This is a genomic window from Sphingomonas sp. SORGH_AS_0950 (assembly GCF_030818415.1).
Lineage (GTDB): Bacteria > Pseudomonadota > Alphaproteobacteria > Sphingomonadales > Sphingomonadaceae > Sphingomonas.
The window spans coordinates 1410776-1436016 of the sequence record NZ_JAUTAE010000001.1; the positions used below are offsets into that span (position 1 = coordinate 1410776).

22 protein-coding genes and 1 pseudogene are annotated in these 25241 nt (G+C 69.2%); 11 read left to right on the forward strand and 12 right to left on the reverse strand.

Annotated features, from left to right (window positions below; genetic code table 11):
* Positions 1-78: 78 nt before the first annotated feature.
* From QE385_RS06010 to QE385_RS06025, 4 genes are all read left to right on the forward strand, one after another.
* Positions 79-1314, forward strand: coding sequence for a type III PLP-dependent enzyme (locus tag QE385_RS06010; protein ID WP_307100012.1), 1236 nt, complete (start codon positions 79-81; stop codon positions 1312-1314).
* Positions 1315-1498: 184 nt separating this feature from the next.
* On the forward strand, positions 1499-2548 hold the full coding sequence (locus tag QE385_RS06015) for a deoxyhypusine synthase (RefSeq protein ID WP_307100014.1): 1050 nt from the start codon (positions 1499-1501) through the stop codon (positions 2546-2548).
* Entirely contained in the window at positions 2548-2694 is a 147-nt protein-coding gene (locus tag QE385_RS06020) for a hypothetical protein (protein ID WP_307100016.1), read from the forward strand. Before QE385_RS06015 ends, QE385_RS06020 begins: the two co-directional genes overlap by 1 nt.
* Before the next feature lie 106 nt (positions 2695-2800).
* Entirely contained in the window at positions 2801-3784 is a 984-nt protein-coding gene (locus tag QE385_RS06025) for an alpha/beta hydrolase (RefSeq protein ID WP_307100017.1), read from the forward strand.
* A gap of 47 nt (positions 3785-3831) precedes the next feature.
* Here QE385_RS06025 and QE385_RS06030 read toward each other — a convergent pair whose 3' ends face one another.
* The 12 genes and pseudogenes from QE385_RS06030 to QE385_RS06085 form a co-directional block, all read right to left on the reverse strand.
* On the reverse strand, positions 3832-5715 hold the full coding sequence (locus tag QE385_RS06030; protein ID WP_307100019.1) for an XrtA/PEP-CTERM system amidotransferase: 1884 nt from the start codon (positions 5713-5715) through the stop codon (positions 3832-3834).
* Between the two features lie 4 nt (positions 5716-5719).
* A complete protein-coding gene (gene xrtA, locus QE385_RS06035) occupies positions 5720-7204 on the reverse strand; it encodes an exosortase A (RefSeq protein WP_307100022.1) in 1485 nt (494 codons plus the stop codon).
* The gene (locus tag QE385_RS06040; RefSeq protein WP_307100024.1) at positions 7201-8358 is read right to left on the reverse strand and encodes a TIGR03087 family PEP-CTERM/XrtA system glycosyltransferase; all 1158 of its coding nucleotides are present in this window, start codon (positions 8356-8358) and stop codon (positions 7201-7203) included. Before QE385_RS06040 ends, xrtA begins: the two co-directional genes overlap by 4 nt.
* Entirely contained in the window at positions 8355-9386 is a 1032-nt protein-coding gene (locus QE385_RS06045) for a FemAB family XrtA/PEP-CTERM system-associated protein (protein WP_307100026.1), read from the reverse strand. Before QE385_RS06045 ends, QE385_RS06040 begins: the two co-directional genes overlap by 4 nt.
* Positions 9383-10249: an XrtA system polysaccharide deacetylase gene (locus tag QE385_RS06050; protein WP_307100028.1), complete on the reverse strand. Its 867-nt coding sequence runs from the start codon at positions 10247-10249 to the stop codon at positions 9383-9385. Before QE385_RS06050 ends, QE385_RS06045 begins: the two co-directional genes overlap by 4 nt.
* Entirely contained in the window at positions 10239-11573 is a 1335-nt protein-coding gene (locus QE385_RS06055; protein ID WP_307100030.1) for an ExeA family protein, read from the reverse strand. Before QE385_RS06055 ends, QE385_RS06050 begins: the two co-directional genes overlap by 11 nt.
* A 19-nt stretch (positions 11574-11592) precedes the next feature.
* Entirely contained in the window at positions 11593-13287 is a 1695-nt protein-coding gene (locus QE385_RS06060) for a hypothetical protein (protein ID WP_307100032.1), read from the reverse strand.
* Positions 13284-14327 carry an AAA family ATPase gene (locus QE385_RS06065; protein ID WP_307100034.1) on the reverse strand — a complete coding sequence of 348 codons (1044 nt, stop codon included), beginning with the start codon at positions 14325-14327 and terminating at the stop codon, positions 13284-13286. Before QE385_RS06065 ends, QE385_RS06060 begins: the two co-directional genes overlap by 4 nt.
* Entirely contained in the window at positions 14324-15832 is a 1509-nt protein-coding gene (locus QE385_RS06070) for an XrtA system polysaccharide chain length determinant (RefSeq protein ID WP_307100036.1), read from the reverse strand. Before QE385_RS06070 ends, QE385_RS06065 begins: the two co-directional genes overlap by 4 nt.
* 14 nt (positions 15833-15846) lie before the next feature.
* Positions 15847-16485: an XrtA/PEP-CTERM system exopolysaccharide export protein gene (locus tag QE385_RS06075; RefSeq protein ID WP_307100038.1), complete on the reverse strand. Its 639-nt coding sequence runs from the start codon at positions 16483-16485 to the stop codon at positions 15847-15849.
* 88 nt (positions 16486-16573) lie between these two features.
* Positions 16574-17801, reverse strand: a pseudogene (locus tag QE385_RS06080) (pyridoxal-dependent decarboxylase, exosortase A system-associated).
* Entirely contained in the window at positions 17798-19288 is a 1491-nt protein-coding gene (locus tag QE385_RS06085; protein WP_307100040.1) for an AMP-binding protein, read from the reverse strand. Before QE385_RS06085 ends, QE385_RS06080 begins: the two are co-directional and overlap by 4 nt.
* 275 nt (positions 19289-19563) lie before the next feature.
* On the opposite strand from QE385_RS06085, the gene QE385_RS06090 reads away from it, so the two are divergent.
* From QE385_RS06090 to QE385_RS06120, 7 genes are all read left to right on the forward strand, one after another.
* Complete coding sequence (locus QE385_RS06090; protein ID WP_307100042.1) at positions 19564-19836, forward strand: acyl carrier protein; 273 nt, start codon at positions 19564-19566, stop codon at positions 19834-19836.
* Positions 19833-20528 carry a hypothetical protein gene (locus tag QE385_RS06095; RefSeq protein WP_307100044.1) on the forward strand — a complete coding sequence of 232 codons (696 nt, stop codon included), beginning with the start codon at positions 19833-19835 and terminating at the stop codon, positions 20526-20528. The genes QE385_RS06090 and QE385_RS06095 overlap by 4 nt, the downstream gene beginning before the upstream one ends.
* Positions 20516-21343, forward strand: coding sequence for a serine aminopeptidase domain-containing protein (locus QE385_RS06100; protein WP_307100046.1), 828 nt, complete (start codon positions 20516-20518; stop codon positions 21341-21343). The genes QE385_RS06095 and QE385_RS06100 overlap by 13 nt, the downstream gene beginning before the upstream one ends.
* A 75-nt stretch (positions 21344-21418) precedes the next feature.
* Complete coding sequence (locus tag QE385_RS06105) at positions 21419-22276, forward strand: SDR family oxidoreductase (protein ID WP_307100048.1); 858 nt, start codon at positions 21419-21421, stop codon at positions 22274-22276.
* A 25-nt stretch (positions 22277-22301) separates the two neighbouring features.
* The gene (locus tag QE385_RS06110; RefSeq protein WP_307100051.1) at positions 22302-22823 is read left to right on the forward strand and encodes a ferritin-like domain-containing protein; all 522 of its coding nucleotides are present in this window, start codon (positions 22302-22304) and stop codon (positions 22821-22823) included.
* A 31-nt stretch (positions 22824-22854) separates the two neighbouring features.
* Complete coding sequence (locus tag QE385_RS06115; RefSeq protein ID WP_307100053.1) at positions 22855-23721, forward strand: manganese catalase family protein; 867 nt, start codon at positions 22855-22857, stop codon at positions 23719-23721.
* A 158-nt stretch (positions 23722-23879) separates the two neighbouring features.
* Positions 23880-25142, forward strand: coding sequence for a M20/M25/M40 family metallo-hydrolase (locus QE385_RS06120; protein ID WP_307100055.1), 1263 nt, complete (start codon positions 23880-23882; stop codon positions 25140-25142).
* Positions 25143-25241 lie beyond the last annotated feature (99 nt).

The window sequence follows — 25241 nt, forward strand, 5'->3', positions numbered from 1 at the left end:
CCGCTGCCCCATGGGACTTCCAACCGCAAGGCAGCTTTTTGTCACCGTATGCCGTCAGGCAATTGGAGGTCCCTTGAGTTGCACCAGAATCATCGCGCGCTGGGGCTAGCTGCCCACTCGACCGCCGTCCCCTCCAACCTGGAGCGCGGCATCGACATCGCCAAGCGTCGCCCGGCTGATCCGGTCACGCTGCTTCGCCCGCACGCCGCTGCGCGCGCCGCCCGCTTCTTCGTCGAGAAGTTTCCGGGTCGGCCGATGTATGCGGTGAAGGCGAATCCGTCGCCGGATCTGATTCAGATCCTGTGGGACAATGGCATCACCCATTTCGACACCGCCTCGATCGCGGAAGTGCGGATGGTGAAGTCGGTCGTTCCCCAGGCCGTCTGCTGCTTCATGCATCCGGTGAAGTCGGAAGAGGCGATCGCCGAGGCCTATTTCACGCACGGCGTCCGCACCTATTCGCTCGACAGCCTGGAAGAGCTGGAGAAGATCGTCCGCGCCACCAACGGCGCGACCGACCTGACCCTGTGCGTCCGGATGCGCGTGTCGTCCGAATATGCCAAGCTCAGCCTGGGATCGAAGTTCGGCGTCAGCCTGGAAGAGTCGAAGGACCTGCTGATCGCGACCCGCCAGGTCGCCGACGCGCTGGGCATCTGCTTCCATGTCGGCAGCCAGACGATGACCCCCGACGCCTATTCGGCGGCGATGGAGCGGGTGCGTGCGGCGATCGTCGCGGCGGCGGTTACGGTCGACGTGATAGATGTCGGCGGCGGCTTCCCCTCGGCCTATCCGGGCATGACCCCGCCGCCGCTGGAGCGTTTCTTCGAGACGATCCACCGCGCGTTCGAGAGCCTGCCGGTGTCCTATTCGGCCGAACTCTGGGCCGAGCCGGGCCGTGCGCTGTGCGCCGAATATTCGTCCGTCGTGGTGCGCGTCGAGCGTCGCCGGGGCAATGAGCTGTACATCAACGACGGCGCGTACGGCGCGCTGTTCGATGCGGCGCATATCGGGTGGAAGTACCCCGTCCAGCTGCTGCGCGAGCCCGATTCCGACGCGCGCGACATGGACTTCAGCTTCTGGGGCCCGACCTGCGACGATCTCGACTTCATGCAGGGTCCGTTCCCGCTGCCCGCGGACACGAATACCGGCGATTATTTCGAGATCGGGATGCTCGGTGCCTATGGCCAGGCGATGCGGACCCAGTTCAACGGCTTTTCCTGTCACGAGTTCGTCGTGACCGACGACGAGCCGATGTTCTCGGTCTATCGCGACGAGGCCGAGCACGCCCTCCCCGCGAACGTCGTCAAGCTGTAATCCAGCGACTTTAGCACGCCTTTATCCCCTTCCGCTCCGGCGGGAGGGGAATGGGGTGGCATTGCGGCGTTCACCGCGATAAGGCCCCTTCGCATACCGGACCCGCCGTTCGTGCGGGCCCGGACCAGCCGGGTTACCGCGTCCCCATCAACGACGACGGCTTCTCGATGATGATGGAACCATCATGACCGACACGATCAACGACAACCGTAAGGCCGAGCTGCTCTCCAGCGTGGTCGAGCATATCGACATCACCAAGTTCGACGCGCGCCCGATCATCGATTCGATGGGCAAGATGAGCTTCACCAGCCGCGACCTGGCGCGCGCGACCGGCATCTACAACCAGATGCTGGCCGACAAGGACTGCTCGATCTTCCTGGTGATCGCCGGCTCGACCTCGGCGGGCGGCTGCATGGACCTCTATGCCGAGCTGCTGCGCTCGAACATGATCGACGGCGTGGTCGCGACCGGCGCGTCGATCGTCGACATGGATTTCTTCGAGGGCCTGGGCCACAAGCATTATCAGGCGCTGGAAGTGCCGGACGACAACACGCTGCGTTCGCTCTACATCGACCGCATCTACGACACCTATATCGACGAAGAGCAGCTTCAGGACTGCGACCACACGATCGGCAAGATCGCGGACTCGCTGGAGCCCAAGGCCTATTCGAGCCGCGCCTTCATCCGCGAGATGGGCAAGTATCTGGCCGAGCACGGCAAGAAGGACAACAGCCTGGTCAAGCTCGCCTATGAGCATGACGTGCCGATCTTCTGCCCGGCCTTTGTCGACTCGTCGGCGGGCTTCGGTCTGGTCAAGCACCAGGTCGAGCGTGCCAAGGAAGGCAAGCCGTACATGGTGCTCGACGCGATCGCCGACTTCCGCGAACTGACCGACATCAAGATCAAGGCGGGCACCACCGGCCTGCTGATGATCGGCGGCGGCGTGCCGAAGAATTTCATCCAGGATACGGTGGTTTGCGCCGAAATCCTGGGTCATGACGATGTCGAGATGCACAAGTACGCGGTGCAGATCACCGTCGCCGACGTGCGCGACGGCGCCTGCTCGTCCTCGACGCTGAAGGAAGCGGCGAGCTGGGGCAAGGTGGACACGGCGCTGGAACAGATGGTATTCGCCGAAGCTGGTTCGGTCATGCCGCTCCTCGCCTCGGACGCCTATCATCGCGGCCACTGGCGTGAGCGTGCGAAGCGTCGTTGGGGAGCGATTTTCGACTAATGTTTGAATTTCTCGAACGGGAGCAGCTTGCCTATATCATCATCGGGGCAGTGCTGCTGTCGCTCCTGGCCTTTGCGATCCCCTATAGCCGCCGGCGCAAGCGCGAGAAGCTGCGCCGACGCGGGATCAAGAAGTACGGACATTGAGAAAAAGGGCGGAACCGCAGGGTTCCGCCCTTTTTTCTTGCCCGGCACGCGCCCTCCCGGCAGGCTTGCCCCGATAACGCCGTGAGGCGCGGATGGAGAGGATAGGATGATCGACCGACGCTCTGTGATCGGAGCCATGGCGAGCGTGCCGCTGGCCGCCCGCGCCGCCGCGCAGGCCGCACCGGCCTCCGCCACCGGCATGACGCCCTGGCCGCCCGCCGAACATTTCCCCCTCTGGCCCGGCCGTCCGCCCGGCGCGCGCGCGACTTTGCCCAGCCCCCGCCCCTCGATGAACGGCCCGGCAGGGCAGCAGCAATTGTGGCTGCGCGGCATCGCCACCCCGATCGTCGCGGTCTTCCGGCCCGAGCGGCCCGATGGTCGCGCCGTGCTGACCATTCCCGGCGGCGGCTATGGCTTCGTGTCGGTCCAGAATGAGGGGATCGACGTCGCGCGGACGCTCAACCCGCATGGCATCACCGTCTTCGCGCTCGCCTATCGCCTGCCCTCCGAAGGCTGGGACCATCAGGCCGACGTCCCGCTCCAAGATGCGCAGCGCGCCATGCGGCTGATCCGCGCCAATGCGGCGCGATACGGCATCGATCCGGCGCGGCTGGGTATCGTCGGCTTTTCGGCGGGCGGGCATCTCGCGGGTTCGCTGACCGTCGGTTATGACGACCGGGTCTATGCGCCGGTCGATGCCGCCGACCGCCAATCGGCGCGTCCGCGCTTTTCGGGGCTGGTCTATCCGGTCGCCAGCCTGTCGACGCCGACCACCCATGCCGGATCGCGCGACAATCTGCTGGGCCCCCATCCCGATCCCGCGATTAAGGCGCGCTATGACAGCCCGCGCCGGATCGATGCGACCACGCCGCCGCTGTTCCTGGTCCATGCGGTCGATGACGGGCTGGTCCCGCTCGACCAGTCGCTCGACCTGCTGACCTGCGCCCGCGCCGCGAAGGTGCCGGTCGAGGCGCATTTCTTCGAGAAGGGCGGGCACGGCTTCGGCGCGCTGGGCGCCCCCGAAGGCGCCCCGGCGCGGCTGTGGCCCGATCTGTTCGACCGCTGGATCAACCAGACGCTGGGGGCGTGATGCCCAAACCTCCGTTCGCCCCGTGCGAACGGATGGGGGATAGCCCCTCAGAACAGCCTTTGCAGGCTCCGCTCCAGCATCAGCATCTGCCACAGCGTCCGGCCATGGTCGGCCCGCCCCTCCCGGTGGTCGGCGGCCATGCGCCCCAGTTCGGCCAGCTGGAACCAGCCCGTCTCGCGCAGCAGCCCCGATTGCGCCAGCCGAGCCGCCTCGTCGGCCAGGGCGCCGCGAAACCACGCGCTGATCGGCGTGACGAAGCCCATCTTCGGCCGGTAGAGGATGTCGCGCGGCAGATAGGGCTCCAGCGCCTTCTTCATCAGCCATTTGCCCTGCCCGCCGCGCACCCGCATCGCGGCGGGCAGGCGGGCGGCATATTCCACCAGGCGATGGTCGAGCAGCGGCTCGCGCGCCTCCAGCCCCACCGCCATCGATGTGCGGTCGGTCTTGGTCAGGATATCCCCGGGCAACCAGATTTTCAGATCGGCATATTGCGCGCGGTCGATGGCGTCGCGGGCGGGCGCGTCGCGCATCGCCGCGACATAGCGATCCTCGGCCCGGTGGCCGCCCAGCGCCGCCTTCGCCTCCGCCGAAAACAGCCGCGCGCGCCATTCCGGGCTGGTGACGCCCACCGCCCGCGCATAGGCCTCCGCCCCGTCCATCCCCAGCGCCAACAGCGTCGTCTTGGCGCGCAGCGGGCGTGGGGCCCAATCGGCCTTGGGATAGAAACGCCCCAGCGTCCCGAACAGCCCGCGTCGCAGGTCCGCCGGGAACAGGCCACGGACCCGCTCCTCGCCCGCATGGAAGACATGGCGGCGATAGCCCGCCATCGCCTCGTCCGCGCCGTCGCCGGACAGCGCGACGGTGACATGCTCGCGCGCCAGCTGGCACAGCCGATAGGTGGCGAGCGCCGAGGCATCGGCAAAGGGCTCGTCGAAATGCGCGACCAGCGTGTCGATCAGCGTGAAGTCGTCGGCGCGCACCACCCGCTCGACATGATCGGTGGCGAAACGCCGGGCCACGGTGCGGGCATAGCCCCGCTCGTCATGCCCCGCCTCCTCGAAACCGATGGTGCAGGTGCGCACCGCGCGCGGGGACGCCTCCGCCATGAGCGCGACGACGCCCGAGCTGTCGACGCCGCCCGACAGGAACGCGCCCAGCGGCACGTCCGCCACCATCCGGCTGGTCACCCCGGCCCGCATCCGCGCAAGCAGTTCCTCGCCCATCCGCGCGGCCGATCCGGTTTCCCGGTCGGAGAAATCCACGTCCCACCATTGCCGGGGAGACGGAATGGCCCGCCCCCGCTCGATCAGCAGGAAATGCCCGGCGGGCAGCTTGTGGACGCCGCCCATGATGCTGGCATCGTCGGGGACATAGCCCAGCGCCAGATAATCCTCGACCGCGCGGATATCGGGCCGCCGCCGGAACAGCGGATGCGCCAGCACCCCCTTCATCTCCGAGGCGAAGGCGACCGCGCCATCGGGCAGCTCGGCCCAGTGGAGCGGCTTCACCCCCAGCCGGTCGCGCGCCAGGAACAGCGCCCCCGCCCTGGCGTCATGCACCGCAAAGGCGAACATGCCGACCAGCCGGTCGAGCATCGACGGCCCCCAATGCCGCCAGCCGTGCAGCAGCACCTCGGTATCGCCATCGGTGCGGAACACCGCGCCGCCCGCGCGCAACTCGTCGCGCAATTCGCGGTAATTATAGATTTCGCCGTTGAAGCAGACCGCGACCTCGCCATCGACCATCGGCTGGGGCGAGCCCTCGACATCGATGATCGACAGCCGCGCATGGGCGAAGCCGACACCGGGCGCGGTCCACAGGCCCTGCCCGTCCGGCCCGCGATGCGCCTGTGCGCCGATCATCGCGCGCAGCCGGGCGGGATCGACCGGCTTGGGCGTGGCGGGATGGAACAGGCCGGCGATACCGCACATGGGATCAGCGCCGCCCGGTCAGTCGGTCGGCGAAGCGATCGATCGGCCCCAGCGCCTGGACGAACGCCGAGATCGCCTGGCGGTCATCCCCCTCGCTCGACACATGGACGGCGACCGCCACCTGGCGCCGGCCGAGCAGTCTGGCCTTCATCGTCTCGATCTTCACCCGTCGCATGTCCGGGGTCAGCGTATCGCCGATCCGGTACCAGCTCGCAACGACGCGCTGCATGGTCCGGCGATCGGGCGTCGTCTCGATCAGCCGGGTCGCATCGCCGCCCGCGACGGGCGCCAGATCGGCGACGCGGATCCAGGGATCGGCTTCGTGCAGGATGCCCGTCCCGAACGCGCCCAGCTTGCCGCCCTCGCGCTGCTGCGGGAAGATGCCGACCGCCAGATCGACCTGATGCCCCTGCCCGTCGGCATAGGTGCGCAGCAGCACCTGCGCACCGGGATAATAGGGCCGCCATTCGCTGATCTGCGGCGCGGGGGTCCAGCCGGGCACGTCGGGCAGCGCCATATGCGCGGGCAGCGCGGCGACGCGCGACCCGGCAAAGCCGCTCCAGCTGGGGTAGAGCGCGGTGATCGTCACCGCCAGGATCTCGGCGAGCAGCGGGTCGATGCGGCGGCGCGGAATGGCGGAGAGGCGCGCGGGGTCGAAGGCGGGATCGTCGGGCGACCGGTCGAAGAACTGCCACCCGATCGCCAGCACCGCCGCCATGACGAAGGCGAAGAACACCCAGCCGAAGATGATGTGATCGACGCCCCCCGCTACCTCGATCGAGGTCAGGTCGGCGGCGAAGATCGTTCCCCAGGCACGGATGCCGTTGGCCAGCACCGGCACGATCACCGACACGATCAGAAACACCGCGCGCCGCCAGGGCGAACGGAAGCAGAGATTGGCGACCAGCGTCGCAAAGGCGATCATCGCTAGGACGAATTTGGACCCCGAACACGCCTCCGCCACCTCGAACCAGTAGCGCCCGGCATGGATCAGCACGCCGTCCGCACTGGCGGGGATGCCGCTCCAGTCGAGCAGCGGCATGACGATCGCCACGGTGATCTGCTGAAGCGGCTTTTCCAGTTCCGCGCCGAACGGCACCAGGAACCAGGCATAGGCCAGCGGGAACAACAGCCCGCGCGCGACCATCGGCCCCAGCAGCGTGACGACCAGCGCCTCCAGCGTCGCGACCAGCCCCAATTGCCGCACCAGCGCGACCGTGGCGGACTCGCCGAGCAGCCAGAGGAACCCGCCCGCCGCGACGAGCAGCAATCCCGGCCACCACGCGACCGGGGCGAGTTGCTCCAGCTCCGGCCGCCGCTGCCAGATCAGCCAGCCGACGACCGGCCCGATGAACAGGCAATGGCCATAGGTCGTGCTGGTCCACCAGATCTCGACCAGATGCGCGACGTCGCGTCGCAGGAGGAACAGGACGAACAAAGCCGCCACGCCGAGCAGCGCCAGATGATAGCTCCAGCGTCCCGGCTTCACGACACCATATCCTTCATCAGCCGGTCGAGCGGCGCCAGCCGCGCCCCCCAGCAGTAACGCTCCATCACCCGCGCGCGCGCGGCGGGGTTGGTGGCGGGGCCGTTCAGCGCGGCGAGGACGCGGGCCGCGAAATCCCGGTCGTCCGCCGCCACCGCGATCGTGCCGCCATGATCGATCCCCTCGGCGGCGGCGCGCGACGCGACGACGGGGCGGGCCATTGCCATCGCCTCCAGCACCTTGTTCTGGATGCCGCGCGCCAGCATCAGCGGCGCGACGCAGACCGCCGCCCCCGCCAGCCATGGCCGCGTGTCGGGCACTTCGCCGGTGACGATCACCACCTCGCCCGCCAGTCGCCGCACCGCCGCGGCGGGCGCGCGGCCGACAATGGCGAAGCGTGCATCCGGCCGGACGGCGCGGATGCACGGCAGGATGCTCTGGGCGAAATGGATCACCGCATCGATATTGGGGCGATAGTCCATCTGCCCGGTGAAGACGATCAGTGGGCCGTCCCGCACCACCGGCGCCACCGCGCCGGGCGCATGGACGGTCGCGTCGATGCCGTTCTCGATGGCCAGGACATGGCCCTGCCCGCCCTGGCTGCGGAACAAGTCGGCTTCGGCCTCGCTGACGAACAGGGTCGCATCGGCATCGCGGGCCACGCGGCGCTCAAAGGCGGACAGACGTTTCGCCTCGCGGGCCAGCATCCAGGCCCTGGGGCCGGTCGCGCCATCCGCCATCGCGGCGAACTTGGCCGAGTCGACGTCCACCATGTCCATCACGGTCGGCCCTTGCCCGCGATACTGCGCCATCTGGCCCGAAAAGACATAGGTCGCGGCCACCCCGCCCCGCCGCACCCCGGCCACCGCCCGCGCCATGGCGGGATGGGCAAAGGCGGTCAGCGAGACCGGGCGGCCGGTCGCCAGCGCCTCGACGGCGGCGCGCGGCATCCCCTTGGTCCGGGGGATCACATGGCAACTCGCCAGCAGGTCGCGGAATGCGGGCGGCGGATCGCGCTCGGCCTCGCTTTCGGCAAAGGCGCAGAGATGGATGCGCCAGTCGCGCGCCAGATGCCGCAGGATGTGGAAGCTGCGGATCTTGTCGCCGCGATCGGGGGGAAAGGGCACGCGGTGCGCGAGGAACAACAGGTCCCTCACCCCAGCCCCCGTGCGATCACCGGCCCCGCGATCCGCGCCGCCCAGACCGGCATCCGCTTCCAGATGGCGATCATCGCGGCATATTTGGGGTTGAGCGGATTGATCGCGCGCGGCCCATGGATGCTGCGGCTGGCATAGACCAGCGGCCGCCCCTCGAACCCCCAATTCTTCTTGAACGCCGCCGCGCCGGTCCCGACCTTCGACCGGCCGAAATCGAAGCGGTGGCAGCCGCGTGACCGCGCGTGCCGCATCAGCGCGAAATACATCAGGTCGTTGGCGCGCAGACCCCGCGCCGCCTGCGTGCCCCCGCCCCAATAGGGATAGACGGTGCCGCCATGATACAGGCTGAGCACGCTCGCCACCGCGCGGCCGCGATGGCGCACGGTCAGCACGTCCGCGTCCAGCCGCGCCGCCGCCTCGCGGAACAGCCGCGCCGGAAAGACCGGGGTGCCCAGATTGCGAACCGATTCGGCATAGACGTGGTAATGCTCGGCCAGCATCATCGCATCGGCGCCGGTCTGGACGGTCAGGTCGTTGGCCAGCGCCTTGCGCACCTCGGCCCGCTGCTTGCGAGGAATCGCCTTCAGCTCGGCCTCGTCATCGGCGGCGATCGGGCGGACGAAACCCAGATAACTGTCGGCGTCGGGCGTCCAGCCATCCGGCACCGGCCCTCCGCGCAATTCGACCGACTCGATGCCCCGGTCGCGGGCGAGCGTCCAGGCCGCCTCCGCCAGCAGGTCCACGCCCTCGCCCAGCACGCCGCCATCGACGCCGAAGCCCGTCGACACCATCGCCGCGCCGAACAAGGGCGAGCGAATTTCGCTGAGCGGCAACAGGCCGACCAGATCGCCGCTGCGCTCCGCGACCAGGCAATGCGCCTTCTGGCCACAGCCCGCCGCCCCCGCCAGCAGCCAGCCGGTGCGATGAAAGGGCGTGCCACCGGCGGCATCCACGAACGCATCGATGCGCGCACGCTCCGTTTCGCGCGCCAGATCGGCGACGCGCAGGGTCGGCACCGTCGCGCTCATGCCAGCTGTGCCGCTTCCCTGGCCGCCACCTGATCGACCCGGCCCCAATCATGCCGCCCGAGCAACGCGCGCAGCTTGCCCTCCATCGCGCCCAGCCGCGAATAATGGCGGATGCGCGAGCGAAGCGGGGCGGCGGTGACGCGCGGCTGGCCGGGATCGATCTCCCAGGGGTGGAAATAGAACATCGCGCCGTGCCGGTCGCGCTCGACCTGCCCGATCGCGATGTCGGTCAGCTTGGCGGGCAGCATCCGGAAGAAGCCGCCGCCGGTCGCCAGCCGGCGCTGGCCGAACTGCGCCACCGTCACCGGCAGCTCGATCAGATCGGCATCGGCCAGCGGCCGCCAGGCATAGCGCGGCGAGGCCGCCCAGCCATAATGATCGTGCCGCAGCGGCGCGACGCTGGAGGAATAACGATAGCCCGCCTCGGCCAGCACGCGATGCGCCCAGGGGGTGCGGGTGTCGATCGAGAAGCTGGGCGCGCGATATCCGGTGACGGCCTGCCCGCCCGCATCCTCGATCGCGGTGCGCGCGCGGAGCAGATCGGCGCGGAACTGGTCGGCGGTCATGGTGAAGACGCGCTGATGGTCCCAGCCATGGCTGGCCATCTCATGCCCGGCGGCGACGATGCGGCGGATCAGGCCGGGATGGCGATGCGCGACCCAGCCCAGCGTGAAGAAGGTCGCGCGCGTCCCCGTCTCGGCGAACAGCGACAGGACCGCATCGGTATTGGCCTCGACCCGGCTGTCTAGCCGGTCCCAGTCGGCCTTGTCGATCGTCCGTTCGAAGGCGCCGACCTGGAACCACTCCTCGACATCGACCGACATGCCATGGAGCGGCCGGGCCGCGCCGGGCTCAGGCGGCATGGCCCCAGGCGCCCGTGCGGATCGTCGGGCTTTCTTCGCGGCGGGGCTCGCCACGCGCGTCGGCATCGCTCCAGTCGACCATCAGCGTCAGCACGCGGCGCAGCGCCGCCTCCTGCTGCTCCAGCCGCGCCTCCAGCCGCGCGATCCGCTCCTCCAGGGCCGCGACCGGCGACGGTTCGGCCGCCGCCGCCGGGGCGGGCTTGGCGGACTGGGGTTCCGGAGCGGGCCGGGGATCGGGGATCGGGCGCAGCGATACCGGCTCGGGCGCGGGCGGCGGGGCGACGATACGCGGGCTGCCGCCCTGCCCCGTCTGGCCGTCGGGCATGATGCGGGTGCGAACGATCGGATCGGCCATCGCGGCGGGCGCGGGCGCGCCGTTCAGCGTCGCGGCGCCCAGCGTCCCCAGCCCGAAGACCGAACGGTCGAAGGCGGGTGCGGCCTGTGGCGGTGCGATCGGGGCGGGTTCGGGCTGTATCTCGACGTCGCGCGAGGTCGCGAACCGATCGCCCCCCATATCGGCGGCCATGTCGGCGGCGACGCTCTTGACGGTTTCCTCGCCGATCAGCTCGACCCCCTCGACCGCCGCCTGCAACAGCACGCGGCCCGCCAGCACGTTCAGACGGCGCGGCACGCCGCCCGACACCTCGTACAGCGCGTCGAACGCGTCGGCGGCGAAATCGGGGCGGCCGGTCCATCCCGCCACCGCCAGCCGGTGCGCGATGTAATCGGGAACCTCGTCGGCCTCCATCGGGTCGAGATGGTGGATGGCGATGACCCGCTGGCGCAGCTGCTCGATGGCGGCCGAGCCGAGCAGGCGCTCGCGAAATTCGGGCTGTCCGACCAGCAGGATCTGGAGCAGCGCATGCCCCCCCGCCTGAAAATTGGACAGCATGCGCAGTTCCTCGAGCGAGGCGAGCGGCAGCGCCTGCGCCTCGTCGACGATCAGCAGGATGCGACGCCCCTCGCGCGCGACGCCGTTCAGCGCGCGCTCGATCGCGGCCAACAGTCCCGCCTTGGACAGGCCCAGGCTGTCGACACCCAGCTGTCCGGCGACGGTGCGGAGCAGGTCGTTCGGCTCGATCGCGGTCGACACGATATGGATGACGCGCAGGCGGCGCGGGTCGAGCGTCTCGACAAGATGGCCGACCAGCGTGGTCTTGCCCGCGCCGACATCGCCGGTGATGACGATGAAGCCCTCGCCCTGCGCCAGGCCATAGCCGAGATAGGCCATCGCCTTGCCGTGAGTCGCCGTCTCGAACCAGAAACGCGGGTCCGGCGTCAGCTGAAACGGGCGCTCGCCCAGACCAAAATGCGTCTCGTACATCATCGTGCCTTTCGGCCGGTCAGAACTGGTATCGTGCCGCGATCAGGGCCTGCGCCGACAGCGCGCTGGACAGGTCCCCGACCGTGAAGTGATACAATCCCACCGACGCGGTTGTTCCGAGCCGACCGAAGTTGCGGTAATAGCTGGCGGTCGATCCCAGCGACACCACGTCCTCGGCCCCCGCCAACTTACTGGCATAATAGTTAACGAAGCCGTTAACGTTAAGCCCCGAATTCGGGCCGAGCGCGTGGCCGAAGAAAATCTGCGCGTACCAGCTTTCGTCCTCGGTGCCATAGACGACGAGGCCCGGCGCGTTCTGCGGCGCGAAGAGGCGGCGATTGGTATAGCCCAGCCCCAGACCCAGGGTCGAGCGGCCGCGCGTCATCGACACCATCGCATCCAGTCCGCGCGCGCGGTAGAGCGAGGTCTGCACCGATTGCAGCGCGTCGTTCAGGCACCCGCCCGGCGTCGTGCCGCTGGTCGAGAACACGCATCCGTTGAACTGCTGCCCAAAGGCATCGCGCGTCTCGACGAAATTGGTCGGCAGGTTGGACAGGCCATCGCGCAACTGCCGTCCGAAGGTCTGGATGCCGTCATAGACCGCGACCTGCATGACGACGTTGCGCGACGCCTGATAGCGCGCGACGCCGGTCACGCTGAGCGAGCCGTAACGCTCGCCGACATGCCCCTCCACCGAGGTGCGGCGATCGGGACGCCAGATCACGCCCGCATCATAATAGACGCCGTCGGTGCGATAGGCGATGCGGCGCGGGCCGGTGGGCGCGGTGACGAAGCGGCCCCGGCTGTCGACCAGCGGGCGTCCGGCGGCGTCGACCGCCGCGTCGCGCTGGCTGCTCTCGATCCGCTCATAGCCGACCCCGGCGGTCAGCGCGACATAGGGAGAAATAGGTTTCAGCACGTCGCCGCGCACGAACCAGCCCTCGTAACGCTGCGCCAGCTGCCCGGCATCGTCGCGCTCATAGGAGGCGTTGAGCGACAGCCCGACCGGCAGGACCGCGCCGGGGCGGACATTGGCGCTGACCGTCGCCAGCTGGTTCCAGCTGTCGCTGAAATAGTCGAGACGTGGCTGGCCCGGCGCGATGCCGCCAAAGCCCGGCGTGTCGACGCGGGTATAGCCCAGCCGGTAATTGGCGCCGATCTGCACCGGCCCGGCGTGGGTGGTCAGGACCGGACCGATATAGGCCGAATAGAGCTGCGAGATATTGTCGGTATCGCCGACCAGCACGCCCGGCGCGGCGCCGCGAATGTCCGAGCGGGTCCGCGTGGCGAGCGCGCCGCCGTCCAGGGTCAGGTCGCGCGTCAGCCGATAGGCGCCGCGCGCCAGCCCGCTATGGATGTCATTGTCGGCATAGCGATCGTTCCAGCTGAACCGATGTTCGTAGCGATAGCTGAGCTGCGCCTGCGCGCGCGGGGTGCTCACCTGCGCATTCACGCCCGCCGCCAGGCTGGTGAAGGTCACCACATCGCCGCCGTTCAGATCGGCGCTCAGCAGTTGCCCCACCTCGATATAGGGGGCGATGCGGACACGCGATGCGGTGCCGCCTGCGGGCGCGGGCGCGATGCCGGGGGCTGCGCTGCCCGGCGCGGACGTGGAGGGGGGCGTGGCCATGCCCTGCATCTGCGCCGCCAGCGCCGACGGCCAGGCCGCCAGAGCCAGCGCCGAAGCGATCAGGACCGGCCGCGCCGTCGTCACCGGGCGTCATCCTTGCCATATCCGCCATAATAGCCGAACCGGCGGCTGCCCGGCACGAAGGCGACGCTGTTGAGCACCAGCTGGATATGCTCGCACGCATCGAGCAGCGCGATCGCGCCCGCGACCTCGCTCTCGGGCGTGCGGTCGGCGCGGACGACCATCATCACCTGCCCCGCCAGCATCGCCAGCACTGAAGCGGACGAGGCGGCCAGCGCGGGCGGCGAGTCGAAGATAACCAGGCGGCGCGGATTGGCCGACAACAGCCGCTGCAACACCGTCCGGGTCCGCGCCGAGGCGAGCAATTCGGTGTCGCTGGCGCTACGCGTGCCGCAGGGCAGCACGGACAGATGCGGCACGTCGGTGCGGATCACGAGATCCTCGACATCGATCGCGCCGTCGTCGAGCGCGTCGAGCAGCCCCGGCCCCTCGGCAAGGCCCAGCCGATCGAGCACGTCGGGCTTGGCGACATCGGCGTCGACCAGCAACACCTCGGTATCGCGCTCGGCGGCCAGCGACAGCGCCAGATTGACCGCGCAGAAGGTCTTGCCGTCCTGCGGCCGCGCCGAACAGATCAGGACGGTGCGCGCCTTGTCGGCATCGCCCGTCTCGACCAGGCGGCGGCTGGTGATGATCAGCTGGCGCTTGACCAGCCGAAACTCCTCGGCCAGCGGCCCGACCGGCGCGCCGGGGACGATCATGCCGTTCTCGGCCAGCATCGCGCGGTCGACCATCGCGACGTCGCTGAAGCCGGGATTATATTCGCTCGCCAGGAATTCCTCGTCGCCCGGCTGCGCCAGGAACTCGGCCGGAATGCCGCTCAGGCTGGCGGGAAATTCGGGATCGGGCGCGCTGTCTGGCGCGACCATGACGGGCGGCGTCCGGTCCGCCTCACGCGGCGCGACAGGCGTGGCATCTTCGCTCCGCTCGCCCTCGGGCATGACGGGCGCGCGGACAAAGGACTGGAAGTCATAGACATTCGCCGCGCGTTCGAGCAGCGAAGGCTCCCGCCGGGGCCGGTTCGGTTTCAAGGGCTTGGTCATGCCGCCATACCCCGCTGCAATAGCTCGATCGCGACCACCATCCCATAGGCCGCGCCCAGCGCCGCCGTCCCGCCGAGGAACAATTTCATCCGCTTGGCCCGCACCTCGGCCTGCGCGCGCGTGACGACCTCGCCGATCGCGCCGATCACCGGCAGGCCCATCGCGCGTTGCAGCGAATGCGGCGTGGTGAAGGTCTGGCGCAGCTTGGACAGGGCAAAGGCGGTCCCGATCCCCAGTCCCAGCGCGGCCAGGAACACGCCGGTCAGCAGCAACAGGCGATTGGGCGCGGTCGGCGTGCGCGGATAGGTGGGCGGGTCGATCACCGAGAAACGCATCGAGTCGGTCTGGTTCTGCGCCTGTCCGCGCAGCGCGACCTGTTCGCGCTGGCGCAGCAACTGGTCATAGCTGTCCTTCAGCACCTGATAGTCGCGGTCGATCGCCCCCTGCTGCGCCGCCGCCTCGGGATCGGTCGACAGGCTGGCGTTCAGCCGGTCGAGATCGATCTGCAACTGGCTCTTGCGCATCTTCAGGCTGGCGAGCTGCGCCTGCTTCTCGGCGGCCATCGACTGGAGCGACATGTAGAGCGGATTGGGCTGCCCGCCCGCCCCGCCACCCGGCGGCTCGGCCCGCGCGGCGGCCTGCGCGACCGCCAGCTGGCTCTTCAGCGCGATCACGTCCGGATGGCTGTCGGTATAGCCGCGCGCCCGGGCATCGGCGAGCTGTCCCTGTAGCGTCGCCAGCCGCGCGCGCGCAGGGCCGGCGACCCCGCCGCCCTCGCCCACAGTGCGCGGCGTGCCCGCCAGCTGCCCCTGCACCGCCGCGACGCTCGACTGTGCGGCGGCCATGTCGCTGTCCACCTGCGCCATTTGCGAGCGCGCCAGCCCGATCCGGTCGGCGACCGATCCGCTGCCCGGCAGGCCGCCCAGGAACTGGTTCTGATACTGGGCGCGCTTGGCCTCGGCGATCTGGAGCTGTTTCTGGCGGTCGTCCAGCTGCTTGTCGAGAAAGGCCAGGCTCTGGTTCGTGTTGTTGCGATCGCCGACCAGATTGGATTCGACGAAGATGTCGATCAGCTTCTGCGCCACCTGCTGCGCCAGCTTGGGGCTGGATTGGGTGACGGTCAGCTGGAAGATCGTGTCCTGCTGGTTCTCGATCTTGATCGACTGGGCCAGTGCGGAAACGCGCGCGGCGACGTCGGCGTCGCTCGACACGGTGCTGGCCAGGTCGGTGCCGCGCACCACCTTTTGCAGGTTGATCGCCGAGATCAGCGTCTGGCGCACCTGATCGACCGAATCCATCTGGCTGGCCTGGGTCGAGGCGATGCCGTCGGGCAGGATCTGCGCATTCTGCACCGCGATGCGCGCGCGCGATTCATACCGGCTGGGAATTTGCGAGACGAACAGCCAGCCCGCGATGCACACCGCCCATGCGACGCCCAGCGCCAGCCAGCGCCGGGTCCAGATCGCATGGATCGCTATGCGGATTTCGTCCTGGATGCTCGACATGCGCAGGCGCGACCTTAGAACATCGACTCGGGGATGATGATGACGTCGCCCGGCTCCAGCCGGACATTCGCCTTCGAATCGCCCTTGCGAAGCAGGTCGTTGATCTGAAGCGCATATTCGCGCTGCTTGCCGGTCTCGCGGTCGGTGCGCACCAGCTTGGCCTTGTTACCGGCCGCATATTGGTTCAGCCCGCCCACCGCGATCATTGCATCGAGCAGCGTCATGTTGGCGCGGTAGGGGATGGCGGCGGGCTTTTCGGTCGCGCCGACGATCCGCACCTGCTGGCTATAGGTGCCGGAGAAGTTCTCGACGATCACCGACACGATCGGGTTGGAGACATATTCCGACAGCGCCTTCTTCATGTCGTCGGCCAGCATCGCGGGCGTCTTGCCGACGGCGGGCATGTCGTTGACCAGCGGCGTGGTGATACGGCCGTCGGGGCGCACCTGGACCTTGGTCGACAGATCGGGATTGCGCCAGACGAAGATGTTGAGCTGGTCGAGCGGGCCGATGACATATTCCTCGCCCGGCTGCTCCTTGCGCGCGACATAGCCCGCCGAGGGCAATTCGGGGTCCGGCCGCCCGGTCGAACAGGCGGTCAGCGTCGAGGCCGCCAGGCCTGCGAGCAAGAGGGGACGGGCGAACGATGCCATCGAAGGAGTCTCCTGAACCCTGTTATCCCGGCCGGAACGAAGGGCAAATTGCGCAGCGTCGCTATGCCATGAAGAGGTGAACAGAGCGTTAGTCGCTGTGATCCCTCGGCAATAGCTCGGCCGCAGGACCATGTCCCAAAAAGGCACAAGGACTGGCGGTGGCGCCATAGGCCCCGGCCAGGAAGATCGCGACGACATCCCCGACATCCCCGCGCGGCAGGGCGATCCGATCGCCCAGCCGGTCGAGCGGGGTGCAGAGGGGCCCGACCACCGATACCGTCTCGGTCGCCTCGTCGCCCATCGCATGCGCCAGCGCCAGCGGATAGTTGCGCCGGACGACGGTGCCGAAATTGCCGCTGGCCGCAAGCTGGTGGTTGAGGCCGCCATCGAGGATCAGGAAGGTCTCGCCCCCGCTCTCCTTGCGATCGACCACGCGCGCCAGATAGACTCCGGCCTCCGCCACCAGCCAGCGCCCCAGTTCGATCGCGAACCGGCTGTCGCGCAGGATAGCGGGGCGCGCCGCCACCGCCGTCTCCAGCGCGGCCCCCACCCGCTCGATGTCGAGCGCGGTATCGCCCGCGAAATAGGGCACGCCGAAGCCGCCGCCCAGATTGACCAGCGGCGGCGCCTGCCCCGCCTCCTCCGCCAGCCGCGCGGCGAGCGCGATGGTGGCGGCCTGGGTATCGATGATCGCCTGCGGATCGAGCGCCTGGCTGCCCGCATAGATATGGAAGCCGCGCCAGTCCGCGCCCCGCCGCGACCAGATGGCGGACCAGCGCGGGCACCCGCACCGCGTCGATCCCGAAGGGCGACGGCCGCCCGCCCATCTTCATCCCCGAGCCGCGCAGCTCGACATCCGGATTGACCCGCACCGCCAGACGGGGGCGCACGCCCAGCCGTTCGGCGATGGCGAGCGCGCGGGTCGCCTCGCCTTCGGATTCCAGATTGATCGTCACCCCGGCGGTCAGCGCGGCGGACAGCTCGGCATCGCGCTTGCCTGGCCCGGCAAAGCTGACCGGACGCCCCAGCCGCTCGACCTTCGCCAATTCGCCCGCCGAGGCGACGTCGAAGCCATCGACCAGCTCCGCCATCGCGGCGAGCAGCGGCGGGAACGGATTGGCCTTGATCGCATAATGAAGGTCGATCGCGGGAAAGGCGGCCCGGAACCGCGCGACCCGTGCCGCGACGATGGCGGGGTCATAGACGAACACCGGGCCGTCCCGCTGCGCCAGCCAGTCCAGCGCGGGGCGCCCGGCGATCGTCAGCATCCCCCGCTGGCCCGCATATTCGGGGGGGATCGGCCCCATCGGCTTCATGACGTCATATCCTTGTCGGCGACCGCGCGGCGCAGGGCGGCGCGGTCCAGCTTGCCATTGGCGTTGCGGGGCAGTTCCTCGCGCCAGTCGAAGCGCGCGGGCTGCATGAAATTGGGCAGGTCGCGCTTCAGGCGTGCGCGCAGCGCGGGTTCGTTCGCCGGATCGCCCGCCAGGACCAGCACGATCGCCTGTCCCTGCGCCTCGTCCGCGACGCCGATCGCCACCGCCTCGCGTGCCTCGCCACCCGACAGGGCGGCTTCCTCGACCTCCTGCGGGCTGATCCGGTTGCCCGCGACCTTGATCATCTCGTCATCGCGTCCGACGAAGCGGAGCAGGCCGTCCGCCCCCTCCACGACCGTATCCCCCGACCAGACCGCACGGGGCCAGCCGGGCGCGGGGCGGAAACGCTGCGCGGTCCGCTCCGCATCGCGCCAATAGCCCTGCGCGACCAGCGGCCCGGCATGGACCAGCTCGCCCGGCTCGCCCGGCGCGGCGCGGGTTCCGTCGGGGCGCAGCACCATCACCTCGGCAAAGGGGATCGCGCGGCCGATCGCATCGGGATTCGCGTCGATCAGCGCCGGGTCGAGATAGGTGGAGCGGAACGCTTCGGTCAGGCCATACATGGCGTAGAGATCGGCCTGGGGAAACCGCTCGCGCAATCCCCGCACCAGTCGCGGGGTCAGCGCGCCGCCCGAATTGGTCAGCCGCCGGATCGGCGCGACCGCCTCCTCGGGCCAGTCGATCCCCAGCAGCTGCGTCCAGAGCGGCGGCACCCCCGCCAGCACCGTCGCGCCGTGCCGCGCCACCGCCTTCACCACGTCGCGCGGGGTCAGATAGTCGAGCGGCGCCACCGCCCCTCCGGCCGCCCACGTCGAAAGAAGCTGGTTCTGGCCATAGTCGAAACTGAACGGCAGGACGCCGAGCACCCGGTCCTGCGGGGTCAGCCGCAGATAGTCGGCGACGGCGATCGCCCCGAACCACAGATTGGCGTGGCTCAGCATCACCCCCTTGGGCCGCCCCGTCGAGCCGGAGGTGTAGAGGATCGCCGCCAGCGCCTCCGGATCGGCGGAGGACCGGGGCAGCGCCTCGCCCTCCCCCGCCTCGGTCGCGACCAGGACGCCGGGGGGTATGTCGCCTTCCTCCAGCGTGGCGGCGCGCGGGGCGTGGCTCAGCAGCATCGCGGCACCGCTGTCCGCCAGGATATGCGCGACCTGCGCCCGCTTGAGCAGCGGATTGACCGGCACATGGACCAGCCCCGCGCGCGGCGCGGCGAGCGGCATCAGCGCGGCGACGCGCGTCTTGGGCAACCACGTCGCGACCCGCGCGCCGGGAGCGAAACCCTGTGCCGCCAGCCATCCCGCCAGCCGCGCGACCGTCGCCTCCACCTCGGCGAAGCTCAGGGCGGCGTCGCGTTCCAACAGGGCGGGCGCGTCGGGCGTCCCGCGCAGGACATGGTCGATGGGCAGGGCGGCGGGTTGGGGTGCCATGCGCGTCATCTACAGCCGGGGGGGGTGGAAAGTCGAGCCGAGCGGGCGTGGAGCCTTGTGGCGGACGGTTGGCGATATGGCCGCCCTCCCCCAACCCCAGTGGGGGCTTTTGAAGCGAGCGCTTCCACCCTTTTTCTCCCCTCCCGCAGGCGGGAGGGGTTGGGGAAGGGCCTGGGACTCCCGCCTCCTGCCATAACCCCAAAACCCAAAGCCGTTGCCCAACGCGCCCTCCCGGACTAACGCTGGGGGCGATACCAACAACAGGGCGACAGGGATTGGGACTCCAGGCGAACGGGGATGTGGACGCGACGGTGCGCGGCGTGCTGGCCGATGTGCTGGGGCTGTCGCATGAGCGCGTGGCCGGTTTCACCGCCGAGACGCCGCTGTTCGGCGCGCTGCCCGAGCTGGACTCGATGGCGGTGGCAGGCGTGCTGACCGAGCTGGAGGATCGCCTGGGCATCCTGATCGAAGATGACGAGGTGGACGGCGAAATGTTGGAGACCTTTGGCCAGCTGGTCGCCTTCGCCAGCGCCAAGGCGCCCGCTTGATCGACTATTATGACTGGCCCGGCGGGCGCGAGGCGATATTGCGCTTCGGCCCCGCGCAAGGGCCGGTGGTGCTGGTCGCGCTCCCCTTCTGGGAAGAGGCGAACCGGACGCGGGCGCTGGCGGTGGCGATGCTGCGGCGGCTGGCGGATCACGGCATCGGCGGCGCGCTGCCCGACTGGCCGGGGACCGGGGAGAGCCTGATCGACACCGAACAGGCCAGCATCATGCAATGGCGCGACGCGCATCAGGCCGCCGCCGAGGCGCTGGGCAACCGGCGCTGTTACGGCGTGTCGATCCGGGCGGGGACGCTGATCGACGGCTTTGCCCTGTTGTCGGGACGCTGGCATCTGGCGCCGATGACCGGCGAAGCGGTGCTGCGCGATGTGATCCGCCTGCGCGCCGCGGCGGGGCTGCGCGGCGACGAGCATGGCCTGTTCGGCGCGGAGTCGCCGGTGCGGATCGCGGGCAACCGGGTCTCGCCGCACTTCCTGGCCGGGCTGGCGGGGGCCGAGCCCTATGACCAGCCCGGCGTGCCGCGCCGTGTCGTGCGCCTCGGCCATGACCGCGCCCCCGCCGACCGCACCATCGACGCGGTGCCCCCCTGGCGCCGCGCCGAGCCGCAGGAAGACCCCGAACTCGCCGCGACGCTGGCCGAGGATATCGCGCACTGGATCGCCTCATGCGAAGCCTGATCTCCTTCCCCTGCGAGGCTGCGATGCTGGTCGGCACGCTGGACGAGGGCGCCCTCGACACCGGCCTGCTGATCGTCTCGGGCGGCAACGAGCCGCGCATGGGCGCGCATCGCGGCCAGGCGATGCTGGCGGCGCGCATCGCGGCCAAGGGCTATCCGGTGTTCCGCTTCGACCGGCGCGGGGTCGGGGACAGCGAGGGGGTCAATCGCGGCTGGGAGTCGAGCGGCCCCGACATCGCCGCCGCCGTCCACGCCTTTGCCGAGGCGAGCGGGTGCGCGCGGATCATCGGCTTCGGCAATTGCGACGCCGCCGCCGCGCTCGCGCTCCACGGGCGCGAGGCCGGGCTGGACGCGGTGCTGCTGTCCAACCCCTGGCTGTCGGACGAACCCGACGCGCTGCCCCCCGCCGCCGCGATCCGCCGCCATTATGCCCGCAAGCTGATGGACCCGCGCGAATGGCTGCGCGCGGCGCGAGGGGCGGTGGATTTCGACCGGCTGCGCCAGGGGCTGAGCAAGATCGCCGCGCCCCCCGCCCCGCTCGACGCGACCGCTGCGCCGCTGCTCGACGCGATCGGTCACTGGGGGGACAGCGCCGCGATCATCCTGGCGCGCGGCGATGCGACCGGGGTGGCGTTCCGCGCGGCGGCGCGCGGCCATGGCTTTCCGATGACCAGCATCGCGACGGACTCGCACAGCTATGCCGACGCGCTGGACGCGCTGGAGCGCGAGATCCTGGCCCGGCTGGCCGAGGCGGCGGCATCGGACGGACCGAGCGCTTTGCACGACGGTATAACGGAACTCAAAAATACCGATTAACACGTTTTAGGATAATGGTTTTTTCCGGAACGCCTCTCCGCTCCGTCTATTGGATCGGGCAAGGAGAGACGGTCCATGAACGAACGCCCCACCCCACCCCAACCCGAACAGCAGCAGGACATGCCCGGCGAGACGGAGGCGATGACCCCCCGTCCCGATCATGGCGAACACAGCTATGTCGGCCATGGCAAGCTGACCGACAAGAAAGCGATCATCACCGGCGCGGACAGCGGCATCGGCCGCGCGGTCGCCATCGCCTTTGCCCGCGAGGGCGCCGATGTGGTCATCTCCTATCTGTCGGAGGATGAGGACGCCGCCGAGACCCAGCGGCTGGTCGAACAGGCGGGCCGCAAGGCGCTGCTGATCCCCGGCGACGTCAGCGATCCGGCGCATTGCCGCACCATCGTCGAGCGCGCGGTCCAGACCTTCGGCCGCGTCGACATCCTGGTCAACAATGCCGCGCACCAGGCCAGCTTCCAGGCGGTCGAGGACATCAGCGACGAGGAATGGGAGGTGACCTTCGCCACCAACATCCATGCGATGTTCTATCTGGTGAAGGCCGCCCTGCCGCACATGGGCGAGGGCGCGTCGATCATCAACACGACTTCGATCAACGCGGACAAGCCCAACCAGCAACTGCTCGCCTATGCGACGACCAAGGGCGCGATCCACAATTTCACCGCCGGGCTGGCCCAGATGCTCGCCGAGCGCAATATCCGCGTGAATGCGGTCGCGCCGGGGCCGGTCTGGACCCCGCTGATCCCCTCCACCATGCCGCCCGAGGCGGTGAAGAGCTTCGGCCAGCAGACCCCGATGGGCCGCGCCGCGCAGCCCGCCGAACTGGCCCCGCCCTATGTCCTGCTGGCGAGCGGCGAGGCCAGCTACATCAGCGGCGCGACCATCCCCGTCACCGGCGGCACCCCCTTCCTCTGATCCCGAAACGAAGGAGCGATGATCCATGGCTACCCTCCCCAATGACGTGGTCGCGGCGGTCTTCGTCGCCGGACTGAAGAACGCCCATGCCGTCGAGCATCAGGCGCTGGCGCTGATCGACCGGCAACTCGACCACCTGTCCAACTATCCCGACGTCGCCGACCGGCTGCGGATGCACCGGGGCGAAACCGAGCAGCAGATCGTCCGGCTGGAGGACATACTCGACGGGTTCAACGAGAGCCGCTCGGTGCTGAAGGACGCCGCGCTGTCCTTCTCGGGCAACATGGCCGCGCTCGGCCATACCTTCGCGCCCGACGAAATCCTGAAGAACAGCTTCGCCAACTTCGCCTTCGAGAATTTCGAGGCGGCCAGCTACAAATCGCTGCTGACCATCGCCGATGTCGGCGGCTTCGGCAGCGCCGCGCCGCTGCTCACCCAGTCGCTGAACGAGGAACTCGCGATGGCGGCATGGGTCGACGACAACAATGCCGCGCTGACCCGCCGCTATCTCGAACGCCGCGCCGCGGGCGACACCGCCAGCCACTGATCCGACACCCCCGAACCAAGCGAGGCCGACCATGTATTATCACGACAAGCGCCTGCAATATCCCGTCCGGGTCGACAGTCCCGATCCCCTCTTCGCCCGGATGCTGCAACAGGCGATCGGCGGCGTGGAGGGCGAGATCCGCGTCTGCATGCAATATTTCTTCCAGGCCTGGGGTAATCGCGCGCCCAGCCCGAAATATCGCGACATGCTGCTGAACACCGCGACCGAGGAGATCGGCCATATCGAGATGCTGGCGACCGCGGTCGCGCTCAATCTCGACAAGGCGCCCGCCTCGCTTCAGGAGGAAGGTGCTGCGGACAGCATCGTCGGCGCGGTGATGGGCGGCGAGAATCCCCGTCACGCGATCGAGGGCACGCTCCACAAGCATATCCTATCGACCGGCCTGGCGGCGCACCCGTCGGATTCGGACGGGGTGCCGTTCGACATGAGCCATATCTATGCCAGCGGGAACATCGCCGCCGACATGTATTGCAATGTCGCGGCGGAAAGCACCGGCCGGGTGCTGGCGACCCGCCTCTATCACGCCGCGCACGACCAGGGGATGAAGGACATGCTCCACTTCCTGATCGCCCGAGACACCATGCATCAGGAACAATGGCTGGCGGTGATCGAAGAACTAGGCGGCAAGGATGCGCTCCCCATCCCGAATTCCTTCCCGCAGGCGAAGGAAAATCAGGAGCATAATTACGACTTCTTCGTCACCTCGGTCGACGGCACCTATCCCGAAGGGCGCTGGACGCAGGGGCCGAGCCTGGACGGACGCGCCGAATTCTCGGTCTTCCGCAACGAACCCATGGGCGAGGAGCCGGTCCTCGGCCCCGCCCGGCCGGACAGCTGCGCCCAGGCCGAGCAGATGGCGGAAAAGCCGGTCGCGTAGGACCGCCTGCCCTCCTTCCCGCTTCGGGCAGGAGGGACCGACGTTCAAGCCGCCCCGGTCCACACCGACCGGGGCGGTGTCGCATCAGGCATCCGGGCGGCTATCCCTCGGGAAATCCGCCACTTGCCTCGCATTCGCCTCTCCGCCAGTCTGGTGCGATGATCCTTCCGCTTCTGCTCGCCGCCGCCGCGTCCGCCGCGACCACCCCCTCGCCCGCCCGGTTGAAGGCCGATGTCGAAACGCTGGTCGGCTTCGGCACGCGCCACACCCTGTCGACCACCACCGACCCCAAGCGCGGGATCGGCGCCGCGCGCGACTGGGCCGCGCGGCAGTTCGAGGCGATCGGGCAAGGCTGTGACGGCTGCATCACCGTCGAACGGATCAATCGCCGCTTCACCGGCCCGCGCGCGCCGAACGGCGTGATGGTCGAGGATGTGCTGGGCATCCAGCGCGGGCGCGACCCGAGCCGCGTGGTCATCGTCGGCGCACATATCGACAGCCGCGTCACCGACGTCATGGACGCGACCTCCGACGCGCCGGGGGCCAATGACGACGCCTCGGGCGTGGCGCTGGTGCTGGAGGCGGCGCGCATCCTGTCGAAGCAGCATTATGACGCGACCATCGTCTATGCGGTCTTTTCGGGCGAGGAACAGGGGCTGTGGGGCGCCACCCTGCTCGCCGACACCGCCAAGCAGCGGAACTGGCGCGTCTCGGCGATGCTGAACAACGACATCGTCGGCAACACCATCGGCCAGGGCGGCGTGCGCGAGGCGCGCTGGGTCCGCGTCTTCTCCGAGGGGATTCGCGCGTCCGAAGACCTGCCCCAGCAGATCCAGCGGCGCGGCAATGGCGGCGAGGATGACGGCCCCAGCCGCGCGCTCGCCAAGGCGATCGACGGCGTGGCGGACAAACTCGGCGGCCTCGACGTGTTCCTCGACCGGCGGCCCGACCGATTCGGGCGCGGCGGCGACCATGAGCCGTTCCTGAAGCTCGGCTATCCCGCCGTCCGCTTCTCGGTCGCCAACGAGGATTGGGACGCGCAGCACCAGGATCTGCGCAAGGAAGGCAATGTCGCGTTCGGCGACACCATCGACAAGATGGACTTTCCCTATCTGGCCAAGGTGACGGCGATCAACATCGCCACGCTGGCCCGGCTGGCCGCCGCGCCGCCCGCACCCGACAAGGTCACGATCAGCGGGGCGCTGTCGCGCGATACGCAGGTGGAATGGGCCCCGGTGCCGGGCGCTGTCCGCTATCGCGTCCACTGGCGGCGCAACGACACGGGCCAGTGGAGCCAGTCGCGCGACGTGACCGAGACGAAGGCCGTGCTGACCCAGACCCCGGTCGACGATCACTTCGTCGGCGTGTCGGCGGTGGCGGCGGACGGATCGGAAAGCCTGGTCACCTTCGGCGGGCGCTGACGCCGGCGCATCCCCGTCCATCAGTTGGGATGCCGCCCCGTGGGAGTAGACGGAGCGGCATCCCGATTATCGACCCGGCGTCTCTCGGGTCGAAAATCC